The organism is Stenotrophomonas sp. AG209 (assembly GCF_003550055.1).
Lineage (GTDB): Bacteria > Pseudomonadota > Gammaproteobacteria > Xanthomonadales > Xanthomonadaceae > Stenotrophomonas.
On record NZ_QXDB01000001.1, the window covers coordinates 2,416,795 to 2,440,740 of the forward strand.

At 68.3% G+C, this 23,946-nt stretch carries 17 protein-coding genes and 1 tRNA gene; 8 read left to right on the plus strand and 10 right to left on the minus strand.

Annotation, left to right across the window (positions count from 1 at the left end):
* Positions 1-118: 118 nt before the first annotated feature.
* From DFO63_RS11195 to DFO63_RS11210, 4 genes are all read left to right on the plus strand, one after another.
* Positions 119-1,075: an aldo/keto reductase gene (locus DFO63_RS11195; RefSeq protein ID WP_014038907.1), complete on the plus strand. Its 957-nt coding sequence runs from the start codon at positions 119-121 to the stop codon at positions 1,073-1,075.
* A 644-nt stretch (positions 1,076-1,719) separates the two neighbouring features.
* Positions 1,720-1,790 (plus strand) — tRNA-Gln (locus DFO63_RS11200).
* Positions 1,791-2,147: 357 nt separating this feature from the next.
* On the plus strand, positions 2,148-3,272 hold the full coding sequence (locus tag DFO63_RS11205; protein ID WP_101766291.1) for a slipin family protein: 1,125 nt from the start codon (positions 2,148-2,150) through the stop codon (positions 3,270-3,272).
* A 56-nt stretch (positions 3,273-3,328) separates the two neighbouring features.
* Entirely contained in the window at positions 3,329-4,549 is a 1,221-nt protein-coding gene (locus DFO63_RS11210; protein ID WP_049413214.1) for an RtcB family protein, read from the plus strand.
* A gap of 286 nt (positions 4,550-4,835) precedes the next feature.
* On the opposite strand, the gene DFO63_RS11215 is transcribed toward DFO63_RS11210, so the two are convergent.
* The 4 genes from DFO63_RS11215 to DFO63_RS11230 form a co-directional block, all read right to left on the minus strand.
* Positions 4,836-5,456 carry a ParB-like protein gene (locus tag DFO63_RS11215; protein WP_119006918.1) on the minus strand — a complete coding sequence of 207 codons (621 nt, stop codon included), beginning with the start codon at positions 5,454-5,456 and terminating at the stop codon, positions 4,836-4,838.
* Positions 5,453-7,123: a SulP family inorganic anion transporter gene (locus tag DFO63_RS11220; RefSeq protein ID WP_119006919.1), complete on the minus strand. Its 1,671-nt coding sequence runs from the start codon at positions 7,121-7,123 to the stop codon at positions 5,453-5,455. The genes DFO63_RS11215 and DFO63_RS11220 overlap by 4 nt, the downstream gene beginning before the upstream one ends.
* Before the next feature lie 144 nt (positions 7,124-7,267).
* On the minus strand, positions 7,268-8,173 hold the full coding sequence (locus tag DFO63_RS11225; RefSeq protein ID WP_119006920.1) for an NAD(P)/FAD-dependent oxidoreductase: 906 nt from the start codon (positions 8,171-8,173) through the stop codon (positions 7,268-7,270).
* Positions 8,163-8,618, minus strand: a complete 456-nt coding sequence (locus DFO63_RS11230) for an Rrf2 family transcriptional regulator (RefSeq protein ID WP_014038911.1) — start codon at positions 8,616-8,618, stop codon at positions 8,163-8,165. The genes DFO63_RS11225 and DFO63_RS11230 overlap by 11 nt, the downstream gene beginning before the upstream one ends.
* A 183-nt stretch (positions 8,619-8,801) precedes the next feature.
* On the opposite strand from DFO63_RS11230, the gene DFO63_RS11235 reads away from it, so the two are divergent.
* Positions 8,802-10,922, plus strand: a complete 2,121-nt coding sequence (locus DFO63_RS11235) for a methyl-accepting chemotaxis protein (RefSeq protein WP_049447030.1) — start codon at positions 8,802-8,804, stop codon at positions 10,920-10,922.
* A 207-nt stretch (positions 10,923-11,129) separates the two neighbouring features.
* Positions 11,130-11,939, plus strand: coding sequence for a 2,5-didehydrogluconate reductase DkgB (gene dkgB, locus DFO63_RS11240; RefSeq protein ID WP_049447028.1), 810 nt, complete (start codon positions 11,130-11,132; stop codon positions 11,937-11,939).
* A 91-nt stretch (positions 11,940-12,030) separates the two neighbouring features.
* Here the strand turns inward: dkgB and DFO63_RS11245 are convergent, their stop codons facing one another.
* A complete protein-coding gene (locus tag DFO63_RS11245) occupies positions 12,031-12,744 on the minus strand; it encodes an alpha/beta hydrolase (RefSeq protein WP_119006921.1) in 714 nt (237 codons plus the stop codon).
* A gap of 123 nt (positions 12,745-12,867) precedes the next feature.
* Between DFO63_RS11245 and DFO63_RS11250 the strand changes: the two genes are divergently transcribed.
* Positions 12,868-13,248 carry a YbjQ family protein gene (locus DFO63_RS11250; RefSeq protein ID WP_014038915.1) on the plus strand — a complete coding sequence of 127 codons (381 nt, stop codon included), beginning with the start codon at positions 12,868-12,870 and terminating at the stop codon, positions 13,246-13,248.
* 24 nt (positions 13,249-13,272) lie between these two features.
* Here the strand turns inward: DFO63_RS11250 and DFO63_RS11255 are convergent, their stop codons facing one another.
* Both DFO63_RS11255 and mgtE read right to left on the minus strand, forming a co-directional pair.
* On the minus strand, positions 13,273-15,999 hold the full coding sequence (locus DFO63_RS11255; protein ID WP_014038916.1) for a bifunctional acetate--CoA ligase family protein/GNAT family N-acetyltransferase: 2,727 nt from the start codon (positions 15,997-15,999) through the stop codon (positions 13,273-13,275).
* 133 nt (positions 16,000-16,132) lie between these two features.
* Positions 16,133-17,503, minus strand: a complete 1,371-nt coding sequence (mgtE, locus tag DFO63_RS11260) for a magnesium transporter (protein ID WP_014038917.1) — start codon at positions 17,501-17,503, stop codon at positions 16,133-16,135.
* Between the two features lie 341 nt (positions 17,504-17,844).
* Between mgtE and DFO63_RS11270 the strand changes: the two genes are divergently transcribed.
* The gene (locus DFO63_RS11270) at positions 17,845-19,623 is read left to right on the plus strand and encodes a monovalent cation:proton antiporter-2 (CPA2) family protein (protein ID WP_101766297.1); all 1,779 of its coding nucleotides are present in this window, start codon (positions 17,845-17,847) and stop codon (positions 19,621-19,623) included.
* A gap of 124 nt (positions 19,624-19,747) precedes the next feature.
* On the opposite strand, the gene DFO63_RS11275 is transcribed toward DFO63_RS11270, so the two are convergent.
* The 3 genes from DFO63_RS11275 to DFO63_RS11285 all read right to left on the minus strand — a co-directional run bounded on the left by DFO63_RS11275 (position 19,748) and on the right by DFO63_RS11285 (position 23,940).
* The gene (locus DFO63_RS11275) at positions 19,748-23,086 is read right to left on the minus strand and encodes an ankyrin repeat domain-containing protein (protein WP_049447016.1); all 3,339 of its coding nucleotides are present in this window, start codon (positions 23,084-23,086) and stop codon (positions 19,748-19,750) included.
* Complete coding sequence (locus tag DFO63_RS11280) at positions 23,079-23,339, minus strand: YcgL domain-containing protein (protein WP_014648833.1); 261 nt, start codon at positions 23,337-23,339, stop codon at positions 23,079-23,081. Before DFO63_RS11280 ends, DFO63_RS11275 begins: the two co-directional genes overlap by 8 nt.
* Before the next feature lie 160 nt (positions 23,340-23,499).
* Positions 23,500-23,940: a hypothetical protein gene (locus tag DFO63_RS11285; protein ID WP_032960605.1), complete on the minus strand. Its 441-nt coding sequence runs from the start codon at positions 23,938-23,940 to the stop codon at positions 23,500-23,502.
* Between the last annotated feature and the right edge of the window lie 6 nt (positions 23,941-23,946).

Below are 23,946 nucleotides of genomic sequence, written 5' to 3' on the forward strand. Positions count from 1 at the left end.
GGTGTTCACAAAACGTTAGCTGCGTGCGTATCGCGGAACACTGTTTTGTGGTCGCCGCCGCAGCACGGTCACACAACGCGTTCTATTCTGGAACACTTCCCCCAAGGAGTCCGTGCCCATGACGGCAACCCGCGAACTGGGCCGTTCCGGCCTGCATGTACGTCCGCTCGCCTTCGGTGGCAACGTGTTCGGCTGGAGCGCCGATGAAAAGGCCAGCTTCGCCCTGCTCGATGCCTTCGTCGATGCCGGCTTCAACCTGGTCGACACCGCCGATGTGTACTCGGCCTGGGTGCCGGGCAATGCCGGCGGCGAATCGGAGACGCTGATCGGCAAGTGGTTTGCCCGTAGTGGCAAGCGCGACAAGGTGGTGCTGGCGACCAAGGTGGCCAAGTGGGCCGAGCGCCCCGGCCTGACCCCGGACAACATCAACGCCGCGGTCGAGGATTCACTGCGCCGCCTGCAGACCGACGTGATCGATCTGTACCAGGCCCATGAGGATGATGAGTCGACGCCGCTGGAAGCGACCCTGGCCGCGTTCGGCCGCCTGATCGAAGCCGGCAAGGTGCGCGCGATCGGTGCCTCCAACTACAGCGCCACGCGCCTGGCCGATGCGCTGAAGGTGTCCACCGACTACAAACTGCCGCGCTACGAAACCCTGCAGCCGGAGTACAACCTGTACGACCGTGCCGGCTACGAGAAGGAGCTGGAACCGCTGGTGCAGCGCGAACAGATCGGCGTGATCGGCTACTACGCCCTGGCCAGCGGCTTCCTCAGCGGCAAGTACCGCACACCGGCCGATGCAGCCAAGAGCCCGGCACGTGGCGAAACGGTGGTGAAGCGCTATCTGAATCCGCGTGGCCTGCGCATCCTGCAGGCGCTGGATGACGTGGCCAGCAAGCACAGCGCCAGCGCTGCACAGATTGCATTGGCATGGCAGATCGCACGGCCGTCGATCACCGCGCCGATCGTCAGCGCCACCAGCGTCGAGCAGCTGCACGATCTGCTGGCGGCGGCCAACGTGTCGCTGAGCGTGCAGGATGTCGCGCAACTCGATGCCGCCAGCAAAGAAGGCTGAGGTGTAGTGCCGGCCGCTGGCCGGCATCGCACACTGCCGAAGAAAATAATTGAACAAAATGGTTGCGCACGAGTAAATCGTGGTTTATCGTGCGCACCTCGTTTCAACAACCACTGGAAACTTCCCTTGAACGCGCATTCCGTCGCCATCGCCAAACTGCTGCCATGCCTGCGCATGGACGTGCTGGCGCGCGCGTTCGGCAAGGAAGTCCAGCTGACAACGGCCTGATACCCGCCCTGCGGAGATCGGCCACCCCGATCTCCGAGGCTTGACGACGCCCTCGGAACGCAAGTCCCGGGGGCGTTTTCGTTTGCGTCGGCACAAGGACCCGCGATGCCAGAACTGCACCCCGCGCGGCAACCCGCCGCTCACTGACCCAGGTTTTTCCGCCCCGCCGGAGGATTTACTTCGCGCGAGTGGCGACGCCTGGACATTATCTGCATCGCACCCAAACATTATCGCTCGCGATAATGTCGGCGGCCTGCACCCTCGATTCTCCAACGGTCCCGTTTCAACCACGGGCTGGTGCGCGCGGCGTTGCCGTGGCGTATGCCGGAGGTCGCGGACATGCCATCGCCTGGATCGCCTGCTGGGGGCAGGCACCGGTTCGCCGGTACGCGGTTCGATTCCGCGCGGTTCACCACTGGATAGCTCAGTCGGGTAGAGCAACGGATCCTGATTCCGTCTGTCGTGGGTTCGACTCCCACTCCAACCACATGACCTGTCACGTCATGACTTGAAGCAACACCCGGGGCGCAAGCCCCAGCGGCCATCGTCGCCATCCACGGACACCGCCTTCGGGCAGGAACGTGGAAGGCAACGGACCGCTCGCCGGGCCCCGGCCCGCCGCCACTGCCAGCCACGTTCCGCACCGGCGCTGCCTGCCGGGAACGACGATGGCAGCAGAGCCGGTGCACCGAAGGCTCCGTGCGCGGACCGTCCGCCGGTGGCCGCCCTCTTCCGCTGCCTGCACGTGGTGTGCAGGCGGCCTCGCCACGACCTGATCGACCCGGGTCATGGCGATTCATCCGCAACGGGTCGAACCACCAGAGCCATACAAGGAGAGACTCCCATGTTCTGGACCATCAAGGTCGTGATCGGCGACGGCGAGCGCGGCCTGGTGTATCGCAACCGTCGTTTCCAGCAGATCCTGCTGCCGGGCGTGCACCGCCTGTCGCCGTTCGGCGGCCGCCCGCACGTGGACATCCACACTGCATCGAAGGGCGCGGCCTACACCGGCAGCGACCAGGACAGCCTGATCGAGGCACTGGGCGCACGGCTGGACACGCACTTCGTGTTGGCCAACGTCGGTGCTGCCGAAGTCGGCCTGTTGCTGCGCAATGGCCGCATCGATGAAGTGCTGCCGCCGGGCAGCCGCCGTCTGTACTGGCGGGGTTCGGTCGACACCCAGGTACGCGTGATGGCGCTGGGTGACGAGCCGCGCATTCCGGCGGACGTGCAGCAGCGCCTGGGCCAGTTGGGCGTGCTGCCGCGTGTGGCGGTGATCAGCACCGTGCCGAGCGAGTCGGTCGGCCTGCTGTTCATCGATGGCACGCTGCGGCAGACGCTGGACGCCGGCCTGCACGCGTTCTGGAACTTCAACGGCAACGTATCGGTGGAGCGCGTGGAGCTGCGTGCGCGCTCGCTGGACGTGTCCGGCCAGGAACTGCTCAGCCGCGACAAGGTGACCCTGCGGGTGAACCTGGCTGCGACCGTGCAGGTGGTCGACCCGGTGCGTGCACACCGCACGCTCAGCAATGCCGATGAGTTCGTCTATCGGCAGCTGCAGTTCGGCCTGCGCCAGGCCATTGCCGCACGCAGCCTGGACGAGCTGCTGGGTGACAAGGCGGCACTGGACGGCGAGATTGCCGCCCATGTGCAGGCGGCGATCGAGGGCCACGGCGTACGGTTGCTCGGCGTGGGCATCAAGGACGTGATCCTGCCGGGCGAGATGAAGGAGATCCTCAACGGTGTGGTGCTGGCCGAGAAGCAGGCCCAGGCCAGCGTGATCCGCCGTCGCGAGGAGGCCAACGCCACGCGTTCGCAGCTCAACACCGCAAAGCTGATCGAGGACAACCCGGTGCTGATGCGCTTGAAGGAGCTGGAGGCGCTGGAGAAGGTCACCGAGAAGATCGACAAGCTCACCGTGTTCGGCGGCCTGGATGGCGTGCTGAAGCAGCTGGTGACGATCAGGTAGGGGGTAGCGGTGGCGCAGGGACGCGCCACCGGCCCATCAAGGACATAGACGAAGACATGGACACTCAACACAACTATCAATGGCTGCACGCCGAGGGCACCACGCCGATCAAGGGCTGGGTCAACGGTGTGCCGCTGGAAGCGCAGGCGCATGAGCAGCTGCGCAACATCGCCGCGATCCCGTTCGTCGGGCCGTGGGTGGCCGTGATGCCGGACGTGCACCTGGGCAAGGGCGCGACCGTGGGCTCGGTGATCCCGACCCGCGGTGCGATCATCCCGGCCGCGGTCGGCGTCGACATCGGCTGCGGCATGGCCGCCGTGCGTACCACGCTGCGCGCCAATGACCTGCCCGATGACCTGCGGCAGCTGCGCAACAGCATCGAGCGCAGCATCCCGGTCGGCAACGGGCGCGGCGGCGAGCATCAGCGCATGCCGGACAGCATCCACACCCGGCTGGTGCAGTCCGGGCTGGCCGCCGGCCTGGAGAAGATCAAGGACAGGCACCGCAGGATCCGCACCGACAAGCTCGACCGCCAGCTGGGTACGCTGGGCGGCGGCAATCACTTCATCGAACTGTGCCTGGACGAGACGGATACGGTGTGGGTGATGCTGCACAGCGGATCGCGTGGCACCGGCAACCTGATCGGCACGTACTTCATCGAGAAGGCGCGCGAGGAACTGGCCCGGCGCGTGCTCGGCTTCCACCTGCCGGACAAGGACCTGGCGTTCTTCATGGAAGGCGAGCCGCTGTTCGATGACTACGTTGAAGCGGTGTCGTGGGCGCAGGACTACGCCCGGCAGAACCGCGAGGCGATGATGTCGCGGGTGCTGGCCGAAATGCGCCACCGGTTGCCGAAGTTCCAGCTGGCAGCGATGGCGGTGAACTGCCACCACAACTACGTGCAGAAGGAGACGCACCACGGCCAGGAACTGCTGGTGACGCGCAAGGGTGCAGTGAGCGCCCGCGAGGGCGAGCTGGGCATCATTCCCGGCAGCATGGGCACGCGCAGCTACATCGTGCGTGGCAAGGGCAACGCGGACAGCTTCCACAGCTGCAGCCACGGTGCCGGCCGGGTAATGAGCCGTGGCGCTGCGCGCCAGCAGATCACGCTGGCCCAGCACCGCGAGGCCACCGCGCACGTGGAATGCCGCAAGGACAGCGGCGTGCTGGATGAGTCGCCGGCCGCGTACAAGTCGATCGACGATGTAATGGCCGCACAGCTGGACCTGGTCGACGTGGTGCACACCCTGCGCCAGGTGCTGTGCGTGAAGGGATGATGGAGCGGTGCCGGCCAAGGCCGACACCCACCGCGCCTCAATCGCGCCCGACCGCTCTGCAGTAGATCCACGCCATGCGTGGATGGAGCGGCGCCGACCAACCCCGGCACCCACCGCGCCTCAATCGTGCGCGACCGCTTTGCAGTAGATCCACGCCATGCGTGGATGGAGCGCCGCCGACCAAGCCCGGCATCCGCCGCAGCTCAATCGCGCGCGTTCGCTCTTCAGTAGATCCACGCCATGCGTGGATGGAACGGCGCCGACCAACCCCGGCACCCGCCGCAGCTCAATCGTGCTCGATCCCACACCAGCCCGGCAGATAGCGCGCGTCGGCGTGCCGTGCATGTTCGGTGGCGGTGGTTACCGCCTGCTGGAAATCGCGGCGGATCAGCTTGCGGGTCATGCGCTGGCGGAAATGGTCAGCCCACAGGAACTCGGCGAACGGCTGCACCGATTTGGCATAGCCGCCCCGACGGCGGACCTCGCCGGCCAGCGAGCGATGCGGGTCATCAGCCAGGTCCAGCAAGGATTTCGGCGTCGCCGAGGGCGGCTGCCGCACGCCCTCGGCATCGAATGGATACGCCCAGCAATAGCGTTCCATCACCGTCCAGAACAGCTTTCTCGGCAGGTGTGACAGATCCGCCTGCACCACGGTCAGCACGTGCTCGATACCCTCCTCGTGCAAGGCCAGCGCCAGATGGTGGTGGTCGATGAGGTACAGCCGGTTCGATGGTCCCACCACCACCGGCACCATGTGCCGCCCGAGGTAGCGCTCCTCACCTTCCTTCGGCAGGTGCTTCCATTGCGCGCGCTTGCGCTGCACTTCCAGCAGGCCCACGCTCATCTGCGTCGGCCGCAGCTCAAGGATGGCGACCGGCGAAAGCCGCGGTTCGGGAATGCGGGTCATGGCGTACCTCGTGTGCGGTAGTGGTCAACGGCCTGTTGCACGCTGTGGGTGGTTCCGTCCGGCCCCAGCAACGCGGCGATGCCGAAGCGTTCCAGCGCCTGCATCGCGCGTACCGAGCCCAACCGCGCGATGACGAACGCGATGCCCTGCTGCTGGCACAGGCCGATCACCTCGCGCAGGGTCTGCGCAGCGCTGTAGTCGATCTCGACGATCGCGCTGCCTTCCAGCACGATCAACCCCGGCGCCGGAGTCGCATCGATGCTGGCCAGCAGCTGCCGCTTGAAGCTGTCGGCGTTGGCGAACAGCAGCGGTGCCTGGAACGCCAGCACGGTTACACCCGGCTCGGTCTCGCCACGGCTGCCCGGCCACCAGACCGTGCTGCCCGGCAGGCGGGTCAGTGTCAGCATTGGACTGTGCGCGATCATCCACACGCCATGCAGCAGGGCCAGGCCCACACCCATCGCAATGCCCGACTGGATCGGCAGGCAGACCACCGCCAGGAAGGTCAGCACCGCCAGCAGTGCTTCGCCGCGTGCACGGCGGGCAATGTCGATCAGCACGCGCAGGCGGAACAGGCGTACCGCCACGAACAGCAGCACGCCGGCCAGCGCTGCATCGGGAATGGCACCGAGCACGCTGCCACCACAGAACGCCAGCAGCATCACCAGGGCCGCCGCGATCAGTGCGCCCAGCTGCGACGTCGCGCCGGCTTCCACCACCACCGCGGTGCGCGGCGGGCTGGCATTGACGGGGAACGCCCCGAACGCAGCCGACAGCAGGTTGCCGGCACCAACACCGAGGAAATCCTTGTTGACGTCAGGTTCTTCCTCGCCCGGGAACGCGCGGTCGACGGCGGCCACCTGCATGATGATGACCAGGGTCAGCAGCAGCGCCAGCGGCACCAGCGTGGTGAGCGTTGCCAGCGGGGGCAGTTGCCAGGCCGGAGGATACGGTGACACCGCGCCGAGCGTCGCCACACCCAGCCGTTCGGCACCGAGCCAGGCGACCAGCAGCGTGGCGATGGCCACCGCGATCAGCGCGCCGGGAATGCGCGGATTGATGCGGTCGCACAGCGCCATCGCCAGCAACACGCCGAAGCTGATCAGGGTCGGCAGCAGCTGCGCATGCGGCAGTGCCTGCAGCAGCGCGTACAGGCGTTCGGGCAGCTCGCTGGACGGCAGGCTGACGCCCAGTGCCACCGGCAACTGCGAGGCCGCGATATGCACGGCGATGCCGCCCAGAAAGCCGGTCACCACCGGTACCGACAGCAGCGCGGCGACCACGCCGATCCGCAGCAGTGCCGCCAGTGCCAGGAACACGCCGACCAGCAGCGCCAGCAGCACGGCACTTCCGGCCAGTGCGCTGGCCTGCTGCGCAGCCAGTCCAGCCAGGGTGAGCGCGAAGATCGGCGTGATGGTGGAATCCGCACCGACCGTCAGCCGGCGGTTGCGGCCCAGCAGCACGAAGCCGAGCGTGGCGCCGAAGAAGGCGTAGAAGCCGACCTGCGGCTCGAAGCCGCCCAACCGCGCCGTCGCCATCTGTTCGGGCAGGGTGATCGCCGCCAGGGTCACGCCGGCGATGGCATCACACGTGGCCTGTGCCGGTCGCCAGCCACGCAGCCCCTGCAAAGGGGCCAGCAGCGATCTGAGGCGGTTTGCTTCGTCCATGCCGGGCCCGGGCTGCGTGGGTGCGTTGCGTCCACTATCGGCGTGGGGAAGTGGAAATGGTGTCAGGGGTCAGATCCCTTTCGCAGAAAGGGATCTGACCCCAAGGGCGCCGACCAAGGTCGGCATCTACCAGAGCAAGCCCGTTCAGCGCGGCACGCTGTCCTCGGCCACCAGCGCATGGTGCATGCCGATCCCCGCGCGCACGCCTTCGGCGGTGGCCAGGGTGATGTTGCCGACCGTGGTCGCGTCGCCTGCGGCATACACGTTCGACACCGAGGTCTGCTTCATCGCATCGACCTCGATCAGCACGCCCAGCGGGCTCTCGGCCAGCGCGCAGCCCAACTGCTGAACCAGCGGCGTGGCCATCGCCTGGGTGGCCGGCACGAACAGCGCACGCTGGGCGATGCGGCGGCCATCGGCCAGCTCCACTTCCAGCCAGGTCGGCTGGTCGCCCTGCACCCCCAGCACCGGTGAGGTCTCGATCTGCACGCCGCGCTGCTGCATGGCCGCCTGCTCCTCGTCGGTGATCGGCAGGCCCTGGCTGAAGAAGGTGACATTGCCCCAGTCGGCGAACAGCGGCGCCTTGCTGGCCGACATCGGATGGCCGCCGAGCAGGCCGATGGCACCACCACCCACCTCATAACCGTGGCAGTAGGGGCAGTGCAGCACGGTGCTGCCCCAGCGCTCGGCCAGTCCGGGCAGGTCCGGCAGCTGGTCGGCGATGCCGCTGGCCAGCAGCAGCTTGCGCGCGGCCAGCACCTGGCCATCGGCGGTGCGCACTTCCACGCCATCGGCGCTGGCGGTGGCCTGCACGGCTTCGGCATGCACCCAGCGCACGCTGGGGTAGTCCAGCAACTGCTGGCGCGCGGTTTTCAGCAGCTCGGCGCCGCTGATGCCATCCAGCCCCAGTACCCCGTGCGAATGGCTGGCGAAGCGGTTGCGCGGCGAACCGGCGTCGATCACGGTGACTGGGCGACGGGCACGGGCCAGGATCAGGCCGGCGGCGATGCCGGCATAGCTGCCGCCGACGATGAGCACATCAGGATTCATGATGACCTTCCAGGGAACGGTGATGGGCGAGATGGCGGGCGAAATCGGCGCCGAGCTGGTCCAGCGTGGTCGCCTGCAGGCGCTGTTCGAGCAGCCGCTGCGCCTCGCGTGCGCCCTCCAGCAGGGCACTGTTGACCAGCTGCTGGATCGGGCAGCCGCCGCCCGTATCGCGGGTACCGACCTGCACCAGCGGCGGTGCGCCCACCGCCAGGTAGATGTCATGCAGGGTGATGGCTGCGGCGTCGCGGGCCAGCTGGCTGCCGCCCCCATGGCCGCGGGCACTGTGCACCAGGCCGGCCTTGTGCAGCTGCGCCAGCAGGCGGCGGATCACCACCGGGTGGGTCGGCAGGCACGATGCCAGCTGCTCGGAGGTGCGCGGGGCGGATTGGCCGACTAGGTGCGCCATCACGTGCAGGGCATCGGAGAGCGGGTTCGCGGATTTCATGTAACAACAATAGTTACATTTAATTCTCCTGTCGAGGGTCCGCATTCGTTCCATATGGACACATTTGTCCTATGAAATAGTTTCTTCACATCACTAAACGAAACGCGAATGTGATGCGCGTCGCACTTCAGTGTGTGTGCGACGGGTCGATACCGCAGTGCCCCTTCCCGAGAGTTCTTCCCCATGAATGCGTCTGTCCGTGCTCCGCGCCTGCAGTCCAAGCTGCTCGGCGCGGTTTCTGTTGGTCTGGCCGTGGTCCTGCTGTGCGCTTTGGCGGGCCTGGCCTCCGCCTGGTTGAAGTTGTCCACCGAGGTTCCGCCCGAAGTCGCGCACAGCCGCGATGCCGAACGCCTGCAGCGTGAGTTCCGCGGCCAGGTGCAGGAATGGAAGAACGTGCTGCTGCGCGGCCACGACGACGCGTTGCGTCAGCGCCACCTGGAGGTCTTCGACAGCGAAGGCCATCTGGTCGAGCAACTGGCCAAGGGCCTGGTGACCAGCCCGGACGCGCGCACGCGTGAACTGGCACAGGCGTTCATCGGCCTGCACGCACAGTTGCAGCAGGACTATCACGCGGCGCTGCAGGCGTTTGCCGAGGCCAGCTACGATCCCGCCGCCGGCGACACCCTCGTGCGGGGCAAGGATCGTCCGGTGGCGGCGGCACTGGACGCCCTGAGCACGCACGCCACGCAGGTGGCCGAAGCGGCGCTGGCGGCACGCTCGCACCAGGCGCGGCAGACCCTGCTGCTGTGCGCGGCACTGACCGTGCTGGCCGCGGTACTACTGCTGATGGGCTTGGCCTGGTGGCTGCGGCGTGCGGTGGTGCAGCCGGTACTGGCAGTGGAAGCGGCGGCGCGCGCAGTGGCCGCCGGTGACCTGCAGCACGTAGTACAGGTGCGCAGCCGCGATGAGATCGGTCGCCTCGCGCAGGCCATGCAGGCGGTGCAATCCACGCTGCGCGGCGTGCTGGATGCACAGACCGCGATGGCGCAGGCGCACGAAGCCGGCACCATCAGCCATCGCATGGACGCCGCTGCGTTCCCCGGCGCGTTTGGCACCATGGTGGCCGACTGCAACACGCTGGTCGACGCGCACATCCAGGTCAAGATGCGCGCGATCTCGATCATGGGCCGCTATGCCGTCGGCGACCTCAGCCAGGACATGGAGCGCCTGCCCGGCGAGAAGGCGGTGATCACCGAAGCGCTGGATGCGGTCAAGCACAACCTCGGTGCGATCAACGGCGAAATCCGCCGCCTGGCCGAAGCGGCGGCCGCCGGTGACTTCAGCCAGCGTGGTGACAGTGCCCGCTTCGAGCATGATTTCCGCGCGATGGTCGAGGGCCTGAACCGCCTGATGCAGACCACCGAGCTGAACCTGGGCGAGGTCTCCAGCATGCTGCGCGCCATCGCCGATGGCCGTCTCGGCGCGCGCATGGATGGGGATTTCCAGGGCGTGTTCGCGCGTATTGCCGGCGATGCCAATACCACCGCCGCGCAGCTGGCGACCATCGTCACCGACATCAAGCACGCCTCCGGCAACATCCACACCGCTGCGGCGGAGATCGCCGCCGGCAACAATGACCTGTCGCGCCGCACCGAACAGCAGGCCGCCAACCTGGAAGAGACGGCGGCGTCGATGGAGGAACTGACCTCCACCGTGCGCCAGAACGCCGAACATGCGCGCCAGGCCAACCAGCTGGCAATCGGCGCGCATACGGTCGCCTCGCACGGTGGCAGCGTGGTCGGCCAGGTAGTGGCAACGATGGGCGCGATCGAAACCTCGTCGCGGCAGATCGCCGAGATCATCAGCGTGATCGATGGCATCGCGTTCCAGACCAACATCCTGGCGCTGAATGCCGCGGTGGAGGCGGCGCGCGCCGGTGAACAGGGCCGCGGCTTCGCGGTGGTCGCCAGCGAAGTGCGCACACTGGCGCAGCGCTCGGCGGCGGCCGCGAAGGAGATCAAGTCACTGATCGAAGCCTCGGTGGAACAGGTCGGCCATGGCGCGCAGCGCGTGCGCGAGGCCGGCGACACCATGGCCGAGATCGTTGCATCGGTGCAGCGCGTGACCGACATCATGGCCGAGATCTCCGCAGCCTCGCAGGAGCAGAGCGCGGGCATCGAACAGGTCAGCCAGACCGTGATCCAGATGGACGGCACCACCCAGCAGAACGCCGCGCTGGTGGAAGAGGCCAGCGCCGCCGCGCGCAGCCTGGAGCAGCAGGCGAACCGGTTGATCGATGCGGTGGACGTGTTCGATCTGTCGACCACGGCGGCGGCGAAGGGCGGGCTGGCACGCGCGGCCTGATTGATGCGGTTGCCGGCCAGCGGCCGGCAGCAGAATCCGTGCGGACCAACGGTCCGCACCCACCATAGGGGCCGTGCCGGTCGCTGGCTGGCAGCGGCCTCGCGGTCATACACGGTGATGCAATGCACCGTTGCCGGCATGCACGCGGTCACTGGCCTACCCTTTGCCGGATATTCCCGCCTCCCTCCCCCTCTGCTGGAGCCCCCCATGACTGTCCCCGCCTTCGGTCTCGGCACCTTCCGCCTGAAAGACCAGACCGTGATCGACTCCGTGCGCAACGCGCTGGCGGTCGGCTACCGCGCCATCGATACCGCGCAGATCTACGGCAACGAAGCCGAAGTCGGCCAGGCCATCGCCGACTCCGGCGTGCCACGCGGTGAGATCTACCTGACCACCAAGGTCTGGATCACCGCGTTCAAGCGCGATGCGCTGCTGGCCAGCCTGCGCACCAGCCTGGAAAAGCTCCGCACCGACCAGGTGGACCTGGCGCTGATCCACTGGCCGTCGCCGAACGACAAGGTCGACGTGCCGATGGAGGAGTACCTGACCGCACTGGCCGAAGCCAAGGCACAGGGCCTGACCCGTGAGATCGGCATCTCGAACTTCACCATCGCGCAGATCCGCAAGGCGATCGGCATCCTCGGTGCCGACGCCATCGCCACCAACCAGATCGAGATCCACCCGTACCTGCAGAACCGCCTGCTGGTGAAGTTCCTGCAGGACAACGGCATCCATATCACCGCCTACATGAGCCTGGCCTATGGCGAAGTGATCAAGGACCCGGTGATCCAGGCCATTGCCGGCCGGCACCAGGCCACCCCGGCGCAGATCGCACTGGCGTGGGCGTTGCAGCAGGGCTTCTCGGTGATCCCGTCGTCGACCAGGCGCGAAAACCTGTCGAGCAACCTGGAAGCGGCAGCGATCCGCCTGACCGACGAAGACATGGCACAGATCGCCAAGCTGGATCGCGGCCATCGCCTGGCCAACCCCGAAGGGATTGCCCCGGCCTGGGATTGATTCCAACGACGGCACGCAACTGCCTTGGTCGGCGCAGACGTCGGATCGATCGATGAAACACCGTGCCGACCAAGGTCGGCACCTACCAGAGTCAGGGCTGCCTATCGCCTTGCAGCAACCACCCACGCATCGCCGCACTGACCTCGTCCGGCTTCTCCATCGGTGCCAGGTGCCCGCAGTCGGGCACCACCACCAGCTGCGAGTGCGGCACCATCGCGTGCATCTCCTCGCTCACCGCCAGCGGCGTGATGCGATCGTTCGCGCCGCACACGATCAGCAGCGGATCGCGGTAACCGGCCAGCACGTCATGGCCATCGCGGCGCTCCAGCGCGCTCTGGCGCAGGAACACTTCAGCGCCCAACCGCGCGGTCATGTCGCGCACGCGCTGCACCAGCACGTAGTCGTCCAGCCGCGAAGCATCGATGTAGCTGCGCATCAGCACATCACCGAAGCCGTGGAATTTCCCCGGCAGGCGCACGCTGGCGCGCTGGCTGCGGCGCTGCTCGGCGCGCTCGGGTGAGTCGGCATGGATCGAGGTGTCGATCAGCGCCAGCTGCAGTACCCGCTCCGGCGCGATGCGCAGGATCTGCTGGGCCACGAAGCCACCCAGCGAGAACCCGGCCAGCGCAAAGCGCTCCGGTGCCTGCGCCAGCACGTCCTCGGCCACCGCCTGCAGGGTCTCACCACGGGTCTGGTCGCCCACGGTGCAGTCGGCGATATCGGCCAGGTCGGCCAGCTGCGCGCGCCACAGCTCGGCATCGTTGAGCAGGCCGGGCAGCAGCAACAGGGGGATACGGTCGGTCATGGGGCTATTGTCGCGCCAGCACGGTGACGGAACCATGCCGCAACGGGCGATTGCGTTGTAGAGTCGAGCACAGCCAGTCGAGCATGGCTCGACTCTACAGAAGGCAGCGACACGGACGCGACCATGGCAGACCCCTACAACAGCGGCACCCCCTCCCCGCCGGCACTGCGCTTCGACGATGCGCTGGTCACCACCGCCTTCGAACTGCCCGGCCATCGCGTCGTGCGCAACCTCGGCGTGGTACGTGGCATCACCGTGCGCTCGCGTTCGATCGTCGGCAACTTCCTGGGCGGTATCCAGACGCTCTTCGGTGGCAACATCACCATCTACACCGAGCTGTGCGAACAGGCCCGCGAGGAGACCTACCGCGACATGGTCAAGCACGCGCGGCAGCTGGGTGCCAACGCGATCATCGGCATGCGCTACGACGCCACCGATGTGATGACCGGGCTGACCGAGGTGCTGTGCTATGGCACGGCGGTGGTGGTGGAACCGATGCGGTGAGACCGGTGCATCGTCGAGCGCGGATCACGCCGCCGGCGGCACGTCGGGCACCTCGACCTGCTGCACCGGCAGGGTCACCATCATCACCGTCGGATCGTCCGGGTCCAGCTTCGTCTTGAAGCCCAGGCTCTGGCACATCGCCAGCATGGTGCTGTTCTCGCGCAGCACCTGGCCTTCGACCACGTCCAGGCCCAGCCACTTGGCGTACTCGATCATGATCGCCATCAACCGCCAGCCGATGCCGTGGCCCTTCAGGTCCGAGCGGATCAGGATGCCGTACTCGCCACGGTGGTAATCGGCATCGGCGTGCAGGCGTACCGCGCCCAGCATTTCGCCACTGCGCGGTTCGATCGCCACCAGTGCGATCGAACGTGCGTAGTCGAGCTGGGTCAGGCGCGCGATGAACTCGTGGCTGAAGTGCTTCACCGACTGGAAGAAGCGCAGGCGCAGGTCCTCGTCGCTGACACGAGCGAAGAACGCGCGGAACAGTGCGTCGTCCTCCGGCCGCACCGGGCGCACGAAGGCACGGCCGCCATCGGACAGTTCGATGGTGCGCTCCCACTCCTTCGGGTATGGGAACACCGAGAAACGCGGATGGCCGCGGCCCTTGTGCAGGATGCGCGACGGCGCCACTGCCACGCGCGCGTCGAGGGCAAGGATGCCCTTGCCGTCGACCAGCAGCGGGTTGATGTCCAGCGTGCGCACTTCGGGAATGTCGGCGGCCAGTTGTGCCAGCTTGACCAGCGCCAGCGCCAGTGCACGCTCGTCGGCGGCGGGCACGTCACCGTAGGCCTTGAGGATGCGCGAGGCGCGGGTCTGGCCGATCAGCTCGTGGGCCAGGCGCAGGTCCAGCGGCGGCAGCGCCAGTGCCTTGTCGTTGATCACTTCGACGGCAGTGCCGCCGCGACCGACCACGATCACCGGACCGAACGTCGCGTCATCGGCGATGCCGACAATCAGCTCGCGCGCCTTCGGGCGGACGATGGTCGGCTGTACCAGCAGGCCATCGATGCGTGCATCCGGCCGCAGCTGCCGTGCGCGCGACAGGATCGCGTTGGCCGCGCTCTGCACCGCCGGCAGCGTGGACAGGTTGAGGCGCACGCCATCCACTTCCGACTTGTGCGGAATATCCGGCGAGAGAATCTTCAGCGCGACCGTGGCACCGCGCTCCAGCAGCGGTTGCGCCAGGTCCATCGCCTCGTGCGCATCACGCGCGTGCATCACCGGCGCGGAGGGAATGCCATAGGCCTTGAGCAGTTCATGCGTGGCCAGCGGGTCCAGCCACTGCTGGCCGTTGGCCAGTGCGGCATCGACCAGCGTGCGCGCGGCGGCCGTGTCGACGCTGAAGTCCTGCGGCAGGCTGGGCGGCGTTTCCATCAACGCGTTCTGCGCTTCGCGGTAGCGCACCAGGTGCTGGAAGCCACGGACGGCTTCGGCCTCGGTCGGGTAGGTCGGCACGCGTGCCGCGTTGAGCGTGGCGGTAGCCTGGTCGTCGTTGCCCAGCCACACCGCGAACACCGGCTTGTCGCGATGGTGGCGCGGGCGTAGGCCGAGCGTGCGGGTGAGCGCCTGCGCAGCGTCCGCCGATGAGGTGAACGCGGTCGGCACGTTGACCACCATCACCGCGTCGTTCTCGTTGTCGGCCAGCAGCGCTTCGATGGCCGCGGCATAGCGGTCACCATCGGCGTCGACCACGATGTCGACCGGATTGCTGCGCGACCAGCCCTGCGGCAGCACCGCGTCGAGTTTCTCGATGGTGCTGTCGGACAGGTTGGCCAGCGTGCCACGCAATGCGATCAGCTGGTCCACGGCAAGACGACCAACGCCACCGCCGTTACTGAGGATGGCCAGGCGCCGACCGGGGAAGGTGCCCAGCCGCCCCAGCGATTCGGCGGCGGTGAACAGCTCGTCCAGCGCCCCCACGCGCAGCAGGCCGGCGCGGTTGAAGGCCGCACCGTACACATCATCGGCGCGGGCCAGGGCCTGCACATGGGTATCGCGGCTGCCCGGCTGCACGCGCTCGGCGCGGCCGGACTTCACCACCACCACCGGCTTGGCGCGGGCGGCGGCACGCGCGGCCGACATGAACTTGCGCGCGTCCTTGATCTGCTCGACGTAGAGCAGGATGGCGCGGGTGCGGTAGTCGGTGGCGAAGTAGTCGAGCAGGTCGCCGAAGTCGACATCCATGGTGTCGCCCAGCGAGACCACGGCGGAGAAGCCGACCGAGCGCGCCACGCCCCATTCCACCAGCGCGGCGGCAATGGCCGAGGATTCGGAGATCAGCGCGAGGTCACCGGCCTGCGGGAAGTGCGCGGCGATGCTCGCGTTGAGCCGTGCATGCGGTGCGATCACGCCCAGGCAGTGCGGGCCGAGGATGCGCAGGCCATGCTTGCGGGCCACCGCTTCCACCTGTGCCGACGGCGAGCCCGGGCCTTCGCCCAGGTGCGCGGTGAGGATGATTGCCGCCTGCACGCCACGTTCGGCGGCAGTGCGCACCACCTGCGGCACGATCGCTGCCGGTGCGGTAATCACCACCAGGTCGGGCACCCAGTCCAGGTCCTTCAGCCGCTTGACCGTGCGGATGCCATCGATCTCGGCATGCCGCGGATTGATCCACGCCACCTTGCCGGGGAAGCCGGTACCGCGCAGGTTGCGCATCACCGCACGCCCGGCCGAGCGCTCGCGCGGGCTGCCGCCGATCACCGCGACCGACTGAGGACGGAACACGGACTGCAGGTGGTAGGTACTCATGCGCCTACGGTACCCAAAAAAGGGGACGGAGGGGATTAAGTCGTTTGTGCACAAACGACTTAATCCCCTCCGTCCCCTTTTTGTTCTGCGTGCCGACCAAGGTCGGCACCTACCGGAGCACGGTGGTTCCGGCTTACAGCAGCGTGCCGTGCAGGATCATCGCGGCGATGCTGAAGTAGATCACCAGGCCGGTCACGTCCACCAGGGTGGCCACGAACGGGGCCGAGGCGCTGGCCGGGTCGAAACCGAGCCGCTTCAGGATGAAGGGCAGCATCGAGCCGGACAGCGAACCGAAGGTGACGATGCCGACCAGCGCGGCGCCGATGGTGATCGCCAGCAGGATCCAGTGCTCGCCGTAGTCATGCAGGCCGCCCAGCTGCCAGATGACGATACGCACGATGGCCAGGCAGCCAAGGATCGCGCCCAGCACCATGCCGGTCGGGATCTCGCGCAGGGCCACCTTCCACCAGTCGCGCAAGCGCAGTTCGCGCAGCGCCAGGCTGCGGATCAGCAGCGAGGTAGCCTGCGAGCCGGAGTTGCCGCCCGAGCTCATGATCAGCGGGATGAACAGGGTCAGCACCACCGCGCGTGCCAGTTCGTCTTCGTAGTGCTGCATCGCGCTGGCGGTCAGCATCTCGCCCAGGAACAGCACGCTCAGCCAGCCGGCGCGCTTGCGCAGCATCTCGAAGAAGCCGATCTGCATGTACGGCTTGTCCAGCGCTTCCATGCCGCCGAACTTGTGCGCGTCCTCGGTGGATTCCTCGATCAGCGCATCGAGCACGTCGTCCACGGTGACGATACCGAGCATCTGCTGCTGCGCGTCGACCACCGGGATCGCCAGAAGATCATGGCGGCGGATCAGCCGTGCCACTTCTTCCTGGTCCATCAGCGCATCCACCGTTACCGGCGGATTGACCTGGGCCACGTCCAGGATCGATTCCTCGGGCAGGCCGGTGATCAGCCGGCGCATGGTCACCACCTGCTGCAGCTGCTGGCTGGCCGGCTCCAGCACGTAGATCGCGTACACCGTCTCGCGGGTGCGTTCGACCTGGCGGATGTGCTGCAGGGTCTGCGCCACGGTCCAGCTGGCAGGCACCGCCACGTACTCGGTGGTCATCAGCGCACCGGCCGTGTTCGGCGGGTAGCTGAGCAGCTTCTGGATGGCCTGGCGGGCGTCGGTGCCCAGCAGTGGAATCAGCCGCGCGCGCTCTTCTTCGTCCAGCTCGTGGACGATGTCGGTGGCGCGGTCGTCGGCCATCAGGCCCAGCAGAGCCGCAGCCCGCGCCGGTGGCAGCGCGGCCACCAGCTCACCGCTGCGGTGCAGCTCCGGCGCTTCGAGCATTTTCACTGCACGCGGCAACGGCAGCGCAGCCAGCGTTTCCGCGGCGCGGGTCAGTTCCAGCGTGTTGAGGAATTCCACCGCGTCAGCGGTGTTGTAGTTCGCCAGCGGTGCGGCCAGTGCGGCGGCATCGGCCACCGGGCGCAGCAATTGCTTCTGGTTCATCGGTTTTGCCTTGTGGGGGTGCGACCTCGCGCAACGCCAACGCAGGCAAACCGTCCCGATGTCAGGCGGTGGCCATCGCTGGCGTCGAACGAGGTCGACTTCTACTGTCGCTGGACATGGGTTGGGGACTCCGGGATGCGTATGCCGACGGACGCGCCGCCAGCGGCGGGCAGTCTGGACCCGTGGGCCATGCAGGTCAACCCGGCCGCCCCGCGCCGAAGCCCGGCCGGTTGTTCTCGTGCGTACACAGACCGGCGCGCATAATGTCGTGGTGGCGCTCGCCACGCCCTTCCCCACCCGAACGGACGCGCAGCGGGCTCCCCCGATGACCAGGTATTCCCATGCATAGCGGTGGTCTGGAACTGGCCCTGGTGCTGCTGCTGGCGGCGGTCATCGCCGTGCCGGTGTTCAAGAAGTTCGGCTTCGGCGCGGTACTGGGCTACCTGGCGGCCGGCGTGGTGCTGGGCCCGGACGGACTGGGCTTCGTGCAGGACGCCGACCGCATCCTCGGCGCCGCCGAGATCGGCGTGGTGATGCTGCTGTTCGTGATCGGCCTGGAACTGTCGCCGGCGCGCCTGAAGGTGATGCGGCGCTCGGTGTTCGGTGCCGGTGCGGCGCAGGTGGCGCTGTCCGGGCTGGTGCTGGGCGGCCTGCTGCTGCTCGACCATTTCCAGTGGAAGAGCGCACTGGTGGTGGGCGTTGCACTGGCGCTGTCGTCCACCGCGGTCGGCCTGCAGCTGCTGTCCGAGCACAAGGCGATCAACAGCGACCATGGCCGGCTGGGCTTTGCCATCCTGCTGTTCCAGGACCTGATCGCGATCCCACTGTTGGCGGCCATCCCGCTGCTGGGCGGGGTGAAGAACGAGACCCTGCGCATCGAGGATGCGATGGTGGCGCTGGGCGCGCTGGCACTGGTGATCCTGTGCGGGCGACCGGTGCTGCGCAAGGTGTTCAGCATCATCGCGCGCACCCGCAGCCCGGAAGTGTTCACCGCCACCGCCCTGCTGGTGGTGCTCGGCACCGCCTGGTTCATGCAGGAAGCCGGCCTCAGCCCCAGCCTGGGCGCGTTCCTGGCCGGCGTGCTGCTGTCCGATTCGGAGTTCCGGCACGAACTGGAAGCGCAGATCGAGCCGTTCAAGGGCCTGCTGCTGGGCCTGTTCTTCATCGCGGTCGGCATGGGCATCGACCTCGACCGCATCGCGGCCGAGCCGTGGCTGATCGCGGCCGGCGTGGCGATCCTGCTGGTGGTCAAGTTCGGCCTGCTGTACGCAATCGGGCGTATCGCCAAACTCAGTTCACGGCAGTCGCTGCTGCTGGGCAGCGTGCTCTGGCTGGGCGGCGAATTCGCCTTCGTGGTGTTCAACGAAGCGCAGCGCGCGCACCTGCTGGGCAACGCCAACCACGACCGGCTGGTGGCGATCGTCGGCCTGTCGATGGCGATCACGCCGCTGCTGATGATCGCGCTGCTCAGGTTGCTCGGCCAGGAAAAGGCCGCACCGCGCCAGGCGGCCGAGGCCGACAAGGTGGCGCCGGACAACCGGCCCAAGGTGCTGATCGCCGGCATGGGACGCTTCGGCCAGGTAATTGCACGCCTGCTGACCGCGCAGAAGGTGCCGTTCGTCGCGCTGGAGGCGAACCCGGACACCGTGGCCGACCTGCGCCGCTTCGGCAACCAGCTGTATTACGGTGACCCGACCCGGCCGGAGATGCTGCGCGCTGCGGGCGGCGAGCACATCGATGTGTTCGTGATCACCGTGGACGATCCGGAGACCAACCTGCGCGCGGTGCGCATGGTGCGCCGGCTGTACCCGGACGCGAAGGTGCTGGCGCGTGCGCGCAACCGCCAGCATGCGTGGCGCCTGATGGACATGTCGGCCGAGCCGTTCCGCGAAGTGTTCGGCACCAGCCTGGAGATGAGCGGGCGCGTGCTGACCGCGCTGGGCGTGGCACCGGACGTGGCCGAACGCCATGTGCAGCGCTTCCGCGAGCATGACGAACAATTGCTGCGCGACCAGTACCTGGTGTACGACGACGAGGCCGCGGTGATCCAGACCTCGCGCGATGCACGCAACGACCTGATGCACCTGTTCGAGGCCGACGCGGAGAGCGACGGCGAGTAGGCGTGCCGACCAACGGTCGGCACCCACCCGCTGCGGATTCCGGCAGTAGATCCACGCCATGCGTGGATGGCGCGATATTGGGGTCAGAGCCCTTTCCGTTGGAAAGGGATCCGACCCCGGCCTCTCAGCCGTTGTCGCGCAGGAACCGCGCCATCGACGAAACACCTGGCACGCGCGGTTCGAACTCGCCAGCGACGTCGATGAAGCCGCGCATCACTGCGATCTCGCGCGGGCTGCGGTTGAGGCTGTCGCGCACTTCCGGATCGGCACCGGCGCGCAGCAGGCGCTGCACCAGCAGCGGCAATCCATGCAGCGCGGCCAGATGCAGCGGGCCGAAGCCGCGCGGATCGCGCACGTCCAGGCTGACGTCCTCATCCAGCAGGCGCTCTACCGCCGCCATCACCACCTGCTCGTCGCAGGCGGTACCCGGCTCGGCGCGTGCGCCCAGCAGCAGCAGCAGCGGCGTGACCGAACCGGCAGCGGCCTGGTCCGGTTCGGCACCGGCCAGCAGCAGGGTGTCGAGCAGGGCCAGCAGGCGCGAGCGGTCGCGCGCACTGAAGCCGTACAGGGCAGCGCAATGCAGCGGCCCCAGCTGCTGCGCGTCACCGGCATGCACGTCGGCACCCGCAGTGAGCAGGCGCGCGACGATGTCCGGCAGGCCCAGCGCCGAGGCCAGCATCAGCACGGTCACCCCACCCGGCAGGCGGTGTTCCAGCTTGGCGCCGGCATCGAGCAGGGCCGACACGATATCCACCTGGCGCATGCTGACCGCCGCCGACAGCGGCGTCGCACCACTGGCCGCGGCGTGCTGCGGATCGGCGCCACGCGCCAGCAGCAGGTCGGTCACCGCCAGATGGCCACCACCGGCCGCACGCAGCAGCGCGGTGCAGCCCTGTGCATCGACCGCGTCGACGGCGAACCCCAGATCGATCAGGCGGCGCACGGCGTCCACATCACCGGCCATCGCGGCGGCCGGCAGATCGGCCTCGCGCAGGGTACGGCGCGGCAACGGCCACACCCGCCAGTCCAGCCAGTCGGCCAGGTCACGGCGACCGATCGACAACGCTACGCCCAGCGGCGTCTGGCCGTCGGCGGCACGGGCTTCCGGCGAGGCACCGTGCTGCACCAGCAGCTTCAGTGCACCTTCGCGGGCCAGCGCGGTGGCCAGATGCAAGGCGGTCATGCCGTGGCTGTCGCGCGCTTCGCGATCGACGCCGGCCTTCAGCAGGGCCTGCTGCAGGCGGAGCCAGCCCAGGCGCACTGCCAGCGACAACGGCGGGTCACCCGCCGGCGAGGCGGCGAATGGATCGGCGCCACGCTCCAGCAGTTCCAGCGCCAGCTGCTCCAGGCCACGGGCGGCCTGGTCGTGCTGTGCACAGGCGGCAAGGAAGCGCGCCAGGCCGCCACGGCCCGCCGGCGACAGGCCACGCTGCAGCATCACCTGCAGCGCTGGCACCGCATCGATGCCGCGCGACAGCAGCGCGAACATCGGCGTGTCGGCGCAGGCGTCACGCACATAGGGATCGGCGCCGTGGCCCAGCAGCCAATCGACCGCGCGCGGCTCCAGTGCCAGCTCCGGATCGAGCAGCAGGCCGCCCAGTTCTTCCGGCTGGCACAACCTGGCCAGCGCGGTCATGCCTTCGGTGTTGCCGAAGCCCAGTGCTTCGCGCAGCAGGGTCAGCGGCGGACGGTCCGGCAGCAGGCCGCTGGCGCTGGCGGCTTCGCCGCGCTCGGCCAGGCCATCACTGACGGCGGCCGGCAACGGATAGGACGGGTCCAGCAGGGCGACGATCGCCCAGCGGCCGGCTTCAGCGGCGTAGTCCACCGCGCGGCGGCCGACCGGATCAGCCGCATCGGCGGCGATGCCCAGCTCGACCAGGCGCTTGATCAGCAGCGGCGAGACATCCTCGGCCATCGCTGCCAGCTGCACCGCATTGCGGCCTTCGCCGTCCACCGCGACCAGGTCCGGCTTGTGCGGCAGCAGGTGCTCGACCACGGCGGCACGACCGGCACGGGCCGCTTCCAGCCATGGCGTGCGCCCCAGTGCATCGCGCGCTTCCAGATTGGCACCCGCGCCGAGCAGCACGCCGATGATCTCCACGTGGCCGGCCAGGGCCGCCTCGTGCAACGCACTGCGGCGCTGGCGATCACGCGCATCGGCCCGTGCCTTGTGCTTGAGCAGCAGCTGCACGCCAGCCGGATCGTCGTCCTCGGTGGCGGCAGCGGCCAGCAGCACTGGGGTGCCTTCGGCCGGTTCGCTGCGTGCACCGCGTTCGAGCAGGAAGCGGGCCAGGCGCCAGTTGCCGACCTGGCAGGCCACCGCCAGCGGCGACCAGCCCTCGCGGTTCAGCGCATCGACTTCAGCGGCGGCATCGCGCAGCAGCGCGGCCACGCCCGGGTCGGAACTGCGTGCGGCATGGTGCAGCGGGGTGTTGCCATCACTGTCGGTGGCGCGCGAATCGGCGCCGTTGGCGAGCAGGGTCATCACCGCTTCGGGGCGGCCATGCCAGCTGTCGCGGGTCGCGGCCAGCAGCGGGGTCATGCCCCGGTGCGGCGCATTCACATCGACGCCGCGGGCAATCAGTTCGCGCAGCAGGCGCAGGTCCGGCAGCACCGCGGCCAGCACCGCCAGGCTGCGCTGGTCACGCCAGTTCGGGTCCGGCAGCGCATACGGATCGGCACCGGCCTGCAGCAGCTGCAGGCCCCGGTCGATGCGGCCCTGGCGCGCGGCTTCATACAGCGCCGGTGTCAGTTCCTGCGGCGCCATCGCCTCCAGCGGCGCGGTTTCGGCCGCAGCGGGGAACATCGGTTCCTGTTCGCTGCTGGCCGCTGCGAACGGGCTGGGACGCAGCGACACCAGCGGCGCGGGCGCCACCCGCTGCAGCAGCAGGTGCAGCACCGGCGACAGCAGCACGACCGCCAGTGCGGCGGGCCAGCGTGCGCTTTCCGGCAACAGGCCCGGCCAGGCCGGCAGCACCACCAGTGCGGCCAGTGCGATCACCAACGCAGCCACGCCGAGGCCACGCCAAGCGGTCAGGTCGCGCCCGGCCAGCGCCTGCCAGTGCTGGGCAAGGCTGCCATCGAGGCGCTCGACATCGTTCCACAACGGCCAGGTGCGCCAGGCCGCCAGCAGGCCGGCGCTGACCAGCACGCTCAGGCCCAGCACTGCCGCCAGGCTGCCGCTGTCACGCAGTGCCGCCAGCGGCCAGGCCAGCAGCAGCGCCAGCAACAGCGGCGCGGCCGCCCACAATGCCAGCAGCGCGGGCAGGTCCTGGCGTGCGACCACCTTCAGCGGCAGCAGCGCACGGCTGCGACGCCACCACGACACACCCAGCGCAAACGCCGGCTGCGCCAGTGCGGCAAGGATGGCACCCGGCACACCGCCCACGGCGGCGCCCAGCGCCAGCACGGCACCCACGGCGAAGGCGATCGACAGGGCGCGCGGTCGGGAGGTGTCAGTCATAGTGTCGCGGCATCAGGCTGGCCACCGACGGCGGCACCTGCAGGTAGAACCCGCGTTCGCTCATTTCGCTGCGGACCTTTTCGGGATCGGCCTGGGCCAGGCGGCGCTGGGCATCCAGGGCAACCTCCAGGACGAAGGCAAGCGTACCCAGCGAGGTGAGCAGCGGCGCAGGCAGCGCGCTGAAATCATCGCGTCGGGGAACGTAGACGTAGGTGTCCGGCTTGAGTTGGCTTTTATAGACGTAGGCGTGCATGTCCGCGGGACGATAACCCGGGAAGAGCCATGATTGTGTCGGAAAGCCGACACCGGGGAAAGCCGTCAGCCGACGATGGCGGCGCGATCGGCGGCGTTTCCACTGCGGGGTTCAGCAATGTGGCGGCGACGTTCAGCCAACGCCGCCGCCACACGGGCGCTTACTTGACCTTGGCGTAGGTGCCCTTCAGCGCGACACCGGCGAGGATGGTGCCGGCGTAGCACTCGTAATTGGTGCTGCTCTTGAACTCGTTCTTCTTGTAGTAACTGACGATGTCGACCACGGCGTTGGCGCCGCGCGACCTGGCGCCGTCCTGCAGCGCGCGCAGCGCCGACAGCGCGACCCAGCGGCAGGCCTCGGCGTCGCTCTTGTTGGCGGCGTTGGTCTTCTTGTTGGTCACGTCTTCGCCCAGGCGCTGCTGCACGCTCACCGGCTGTCCGGCCAGGTAGAAGCGCACGCTGCCGTCGATGCCGGCGTCCTTGGCAGCCTGCGAGCTGACCAGCTCCTGCAGGGACTGCTCGACGCGGGTATCGCGGGCGGAGGCGGTGGAGGTCAGGGCCAGCAGCGCGGTGGCCGTGGCGATCATCAGGGTGCGGCGCATCGGAAC

Bases quoted from the DNA above. Each gene is read 5' to 3' on its own strand.
- DFO63_RS11195 (WP_014038907.1), top strand. From the start codon at position 119: ATGACGGCAACCCGCGAACTGGGCCGTTCCGGCCTGCATGTACGTCCG.
- DFO63_RS11205 (WP_101766291.1), top strand. From the start codon at position 2,148: ATGTTCTGGACCATCAAGGTCGTGATCGGCGACGGCGAGCGCGGCCTG.
- DFO63_RS11210 (WP_049413214.1), top strand. From the start codon at position 3,329: ATGGACACTCAACACAACTATCAATGGCTGCACGCCGAGGGCACCACG.
- DFO63_RS11215 (WP_119006918.1), bottom strand. From the start codon at position 5,456: ATGACCCGCATTCCCGAACCGCGGCTTTCGCCGGTCGCCATCCTTGAG.
- DFO63_RS11220 (WP_119006919.1), bottom strand. From the start codon at position 7,123: ATGGACGAAGCAAACCGCCTCAGATCGCTGCTGGCCCCTTTGCAGGGG.
- DFO63_RS11225 (WP_119006920.1), bottom strand. From the start codon at position 8,173: ATGAATCCTGATGTGCTCATCGTCGGCGGCAGCTATGCCGGCATCGCC.
- DFO63_RS11230 (WP_014038911.1), bottom strand. From the start codon at position 8,618: ATGAAATCCGCGAACCCGCTCTCCGATGCCCTGCACGTGATGGCGCAC.
- DFO63_RS11235 (WP_049447030.1), top strand. From the start codon at position 8,802: ATGAATGCGTCTGTCCGTGCTCCGCGCCTGCAGTCCAAGCTGCTCGGC.
- dkgB (WP_049447028.1), top strand. From the start codon at position 11,130: ATGACTGTCCCCGCCTTCGGTCTCGGCACCTTCCGCCTGAAAGACCAG.
- DFO63_RS11245 (WP_119006921.1), bottom strand. From the start codon at position 12,744: ATGACCGACCGTATCCCCCTGTTGCTGCTGCCCGGCCTGCTCAACGAT.
- DFO63_RS11250 (WP_014038915.1), top strand. From the start codon at position 12,868: ATGGCAGACCCCTACAACAGCGGCACCCCCTCCCCGCCGGCACTGCGC.
- DFO63_RS11255 (WP_014038916.1), bottom strand. From the start codon at position 15,999: ATGAGTACCTACCACCTGCAGTCCGTGTTCCGTCCTCAGTCGGTCGCG.
- mgtE (WP_014038917.1), bottom strand. From the start codon at position 17,503: ATGAACCAGAAGCAATTGCTGCGCCCGGTGGCCGATGCCGCCGCACTG.
- DFO63_RS11270 (WP_101766297.1), top strand. From the start codon at position 17,845: ATGCATAGCGGTGGTCTGGAACTGGCCCTGGTGCTGCTGCTGGCGGCG.
- DFO63_RS11275 (WP_049447016.1), bottom strand. From the start codon at position 23,086: ATGACTGACACCTCCCGACCGCGCGCCCTGTCGATCGCCTTCGCCGTG.
- DFO63_RS11280 (WP_014648833.1), bottom strand. From the start codon at position 23,339: ATGCACGCCTACGTCTATAAAAGCCAACTCAAGCCGGACACCTACGTC.
- DFO63_RS11285 (WP_032960605.1), bottom strand. From the start codon at position 23,940: ATGCGCCGCACCCTGATGATCGCCACGGCCACCGCGCTGCTGGCCCTG.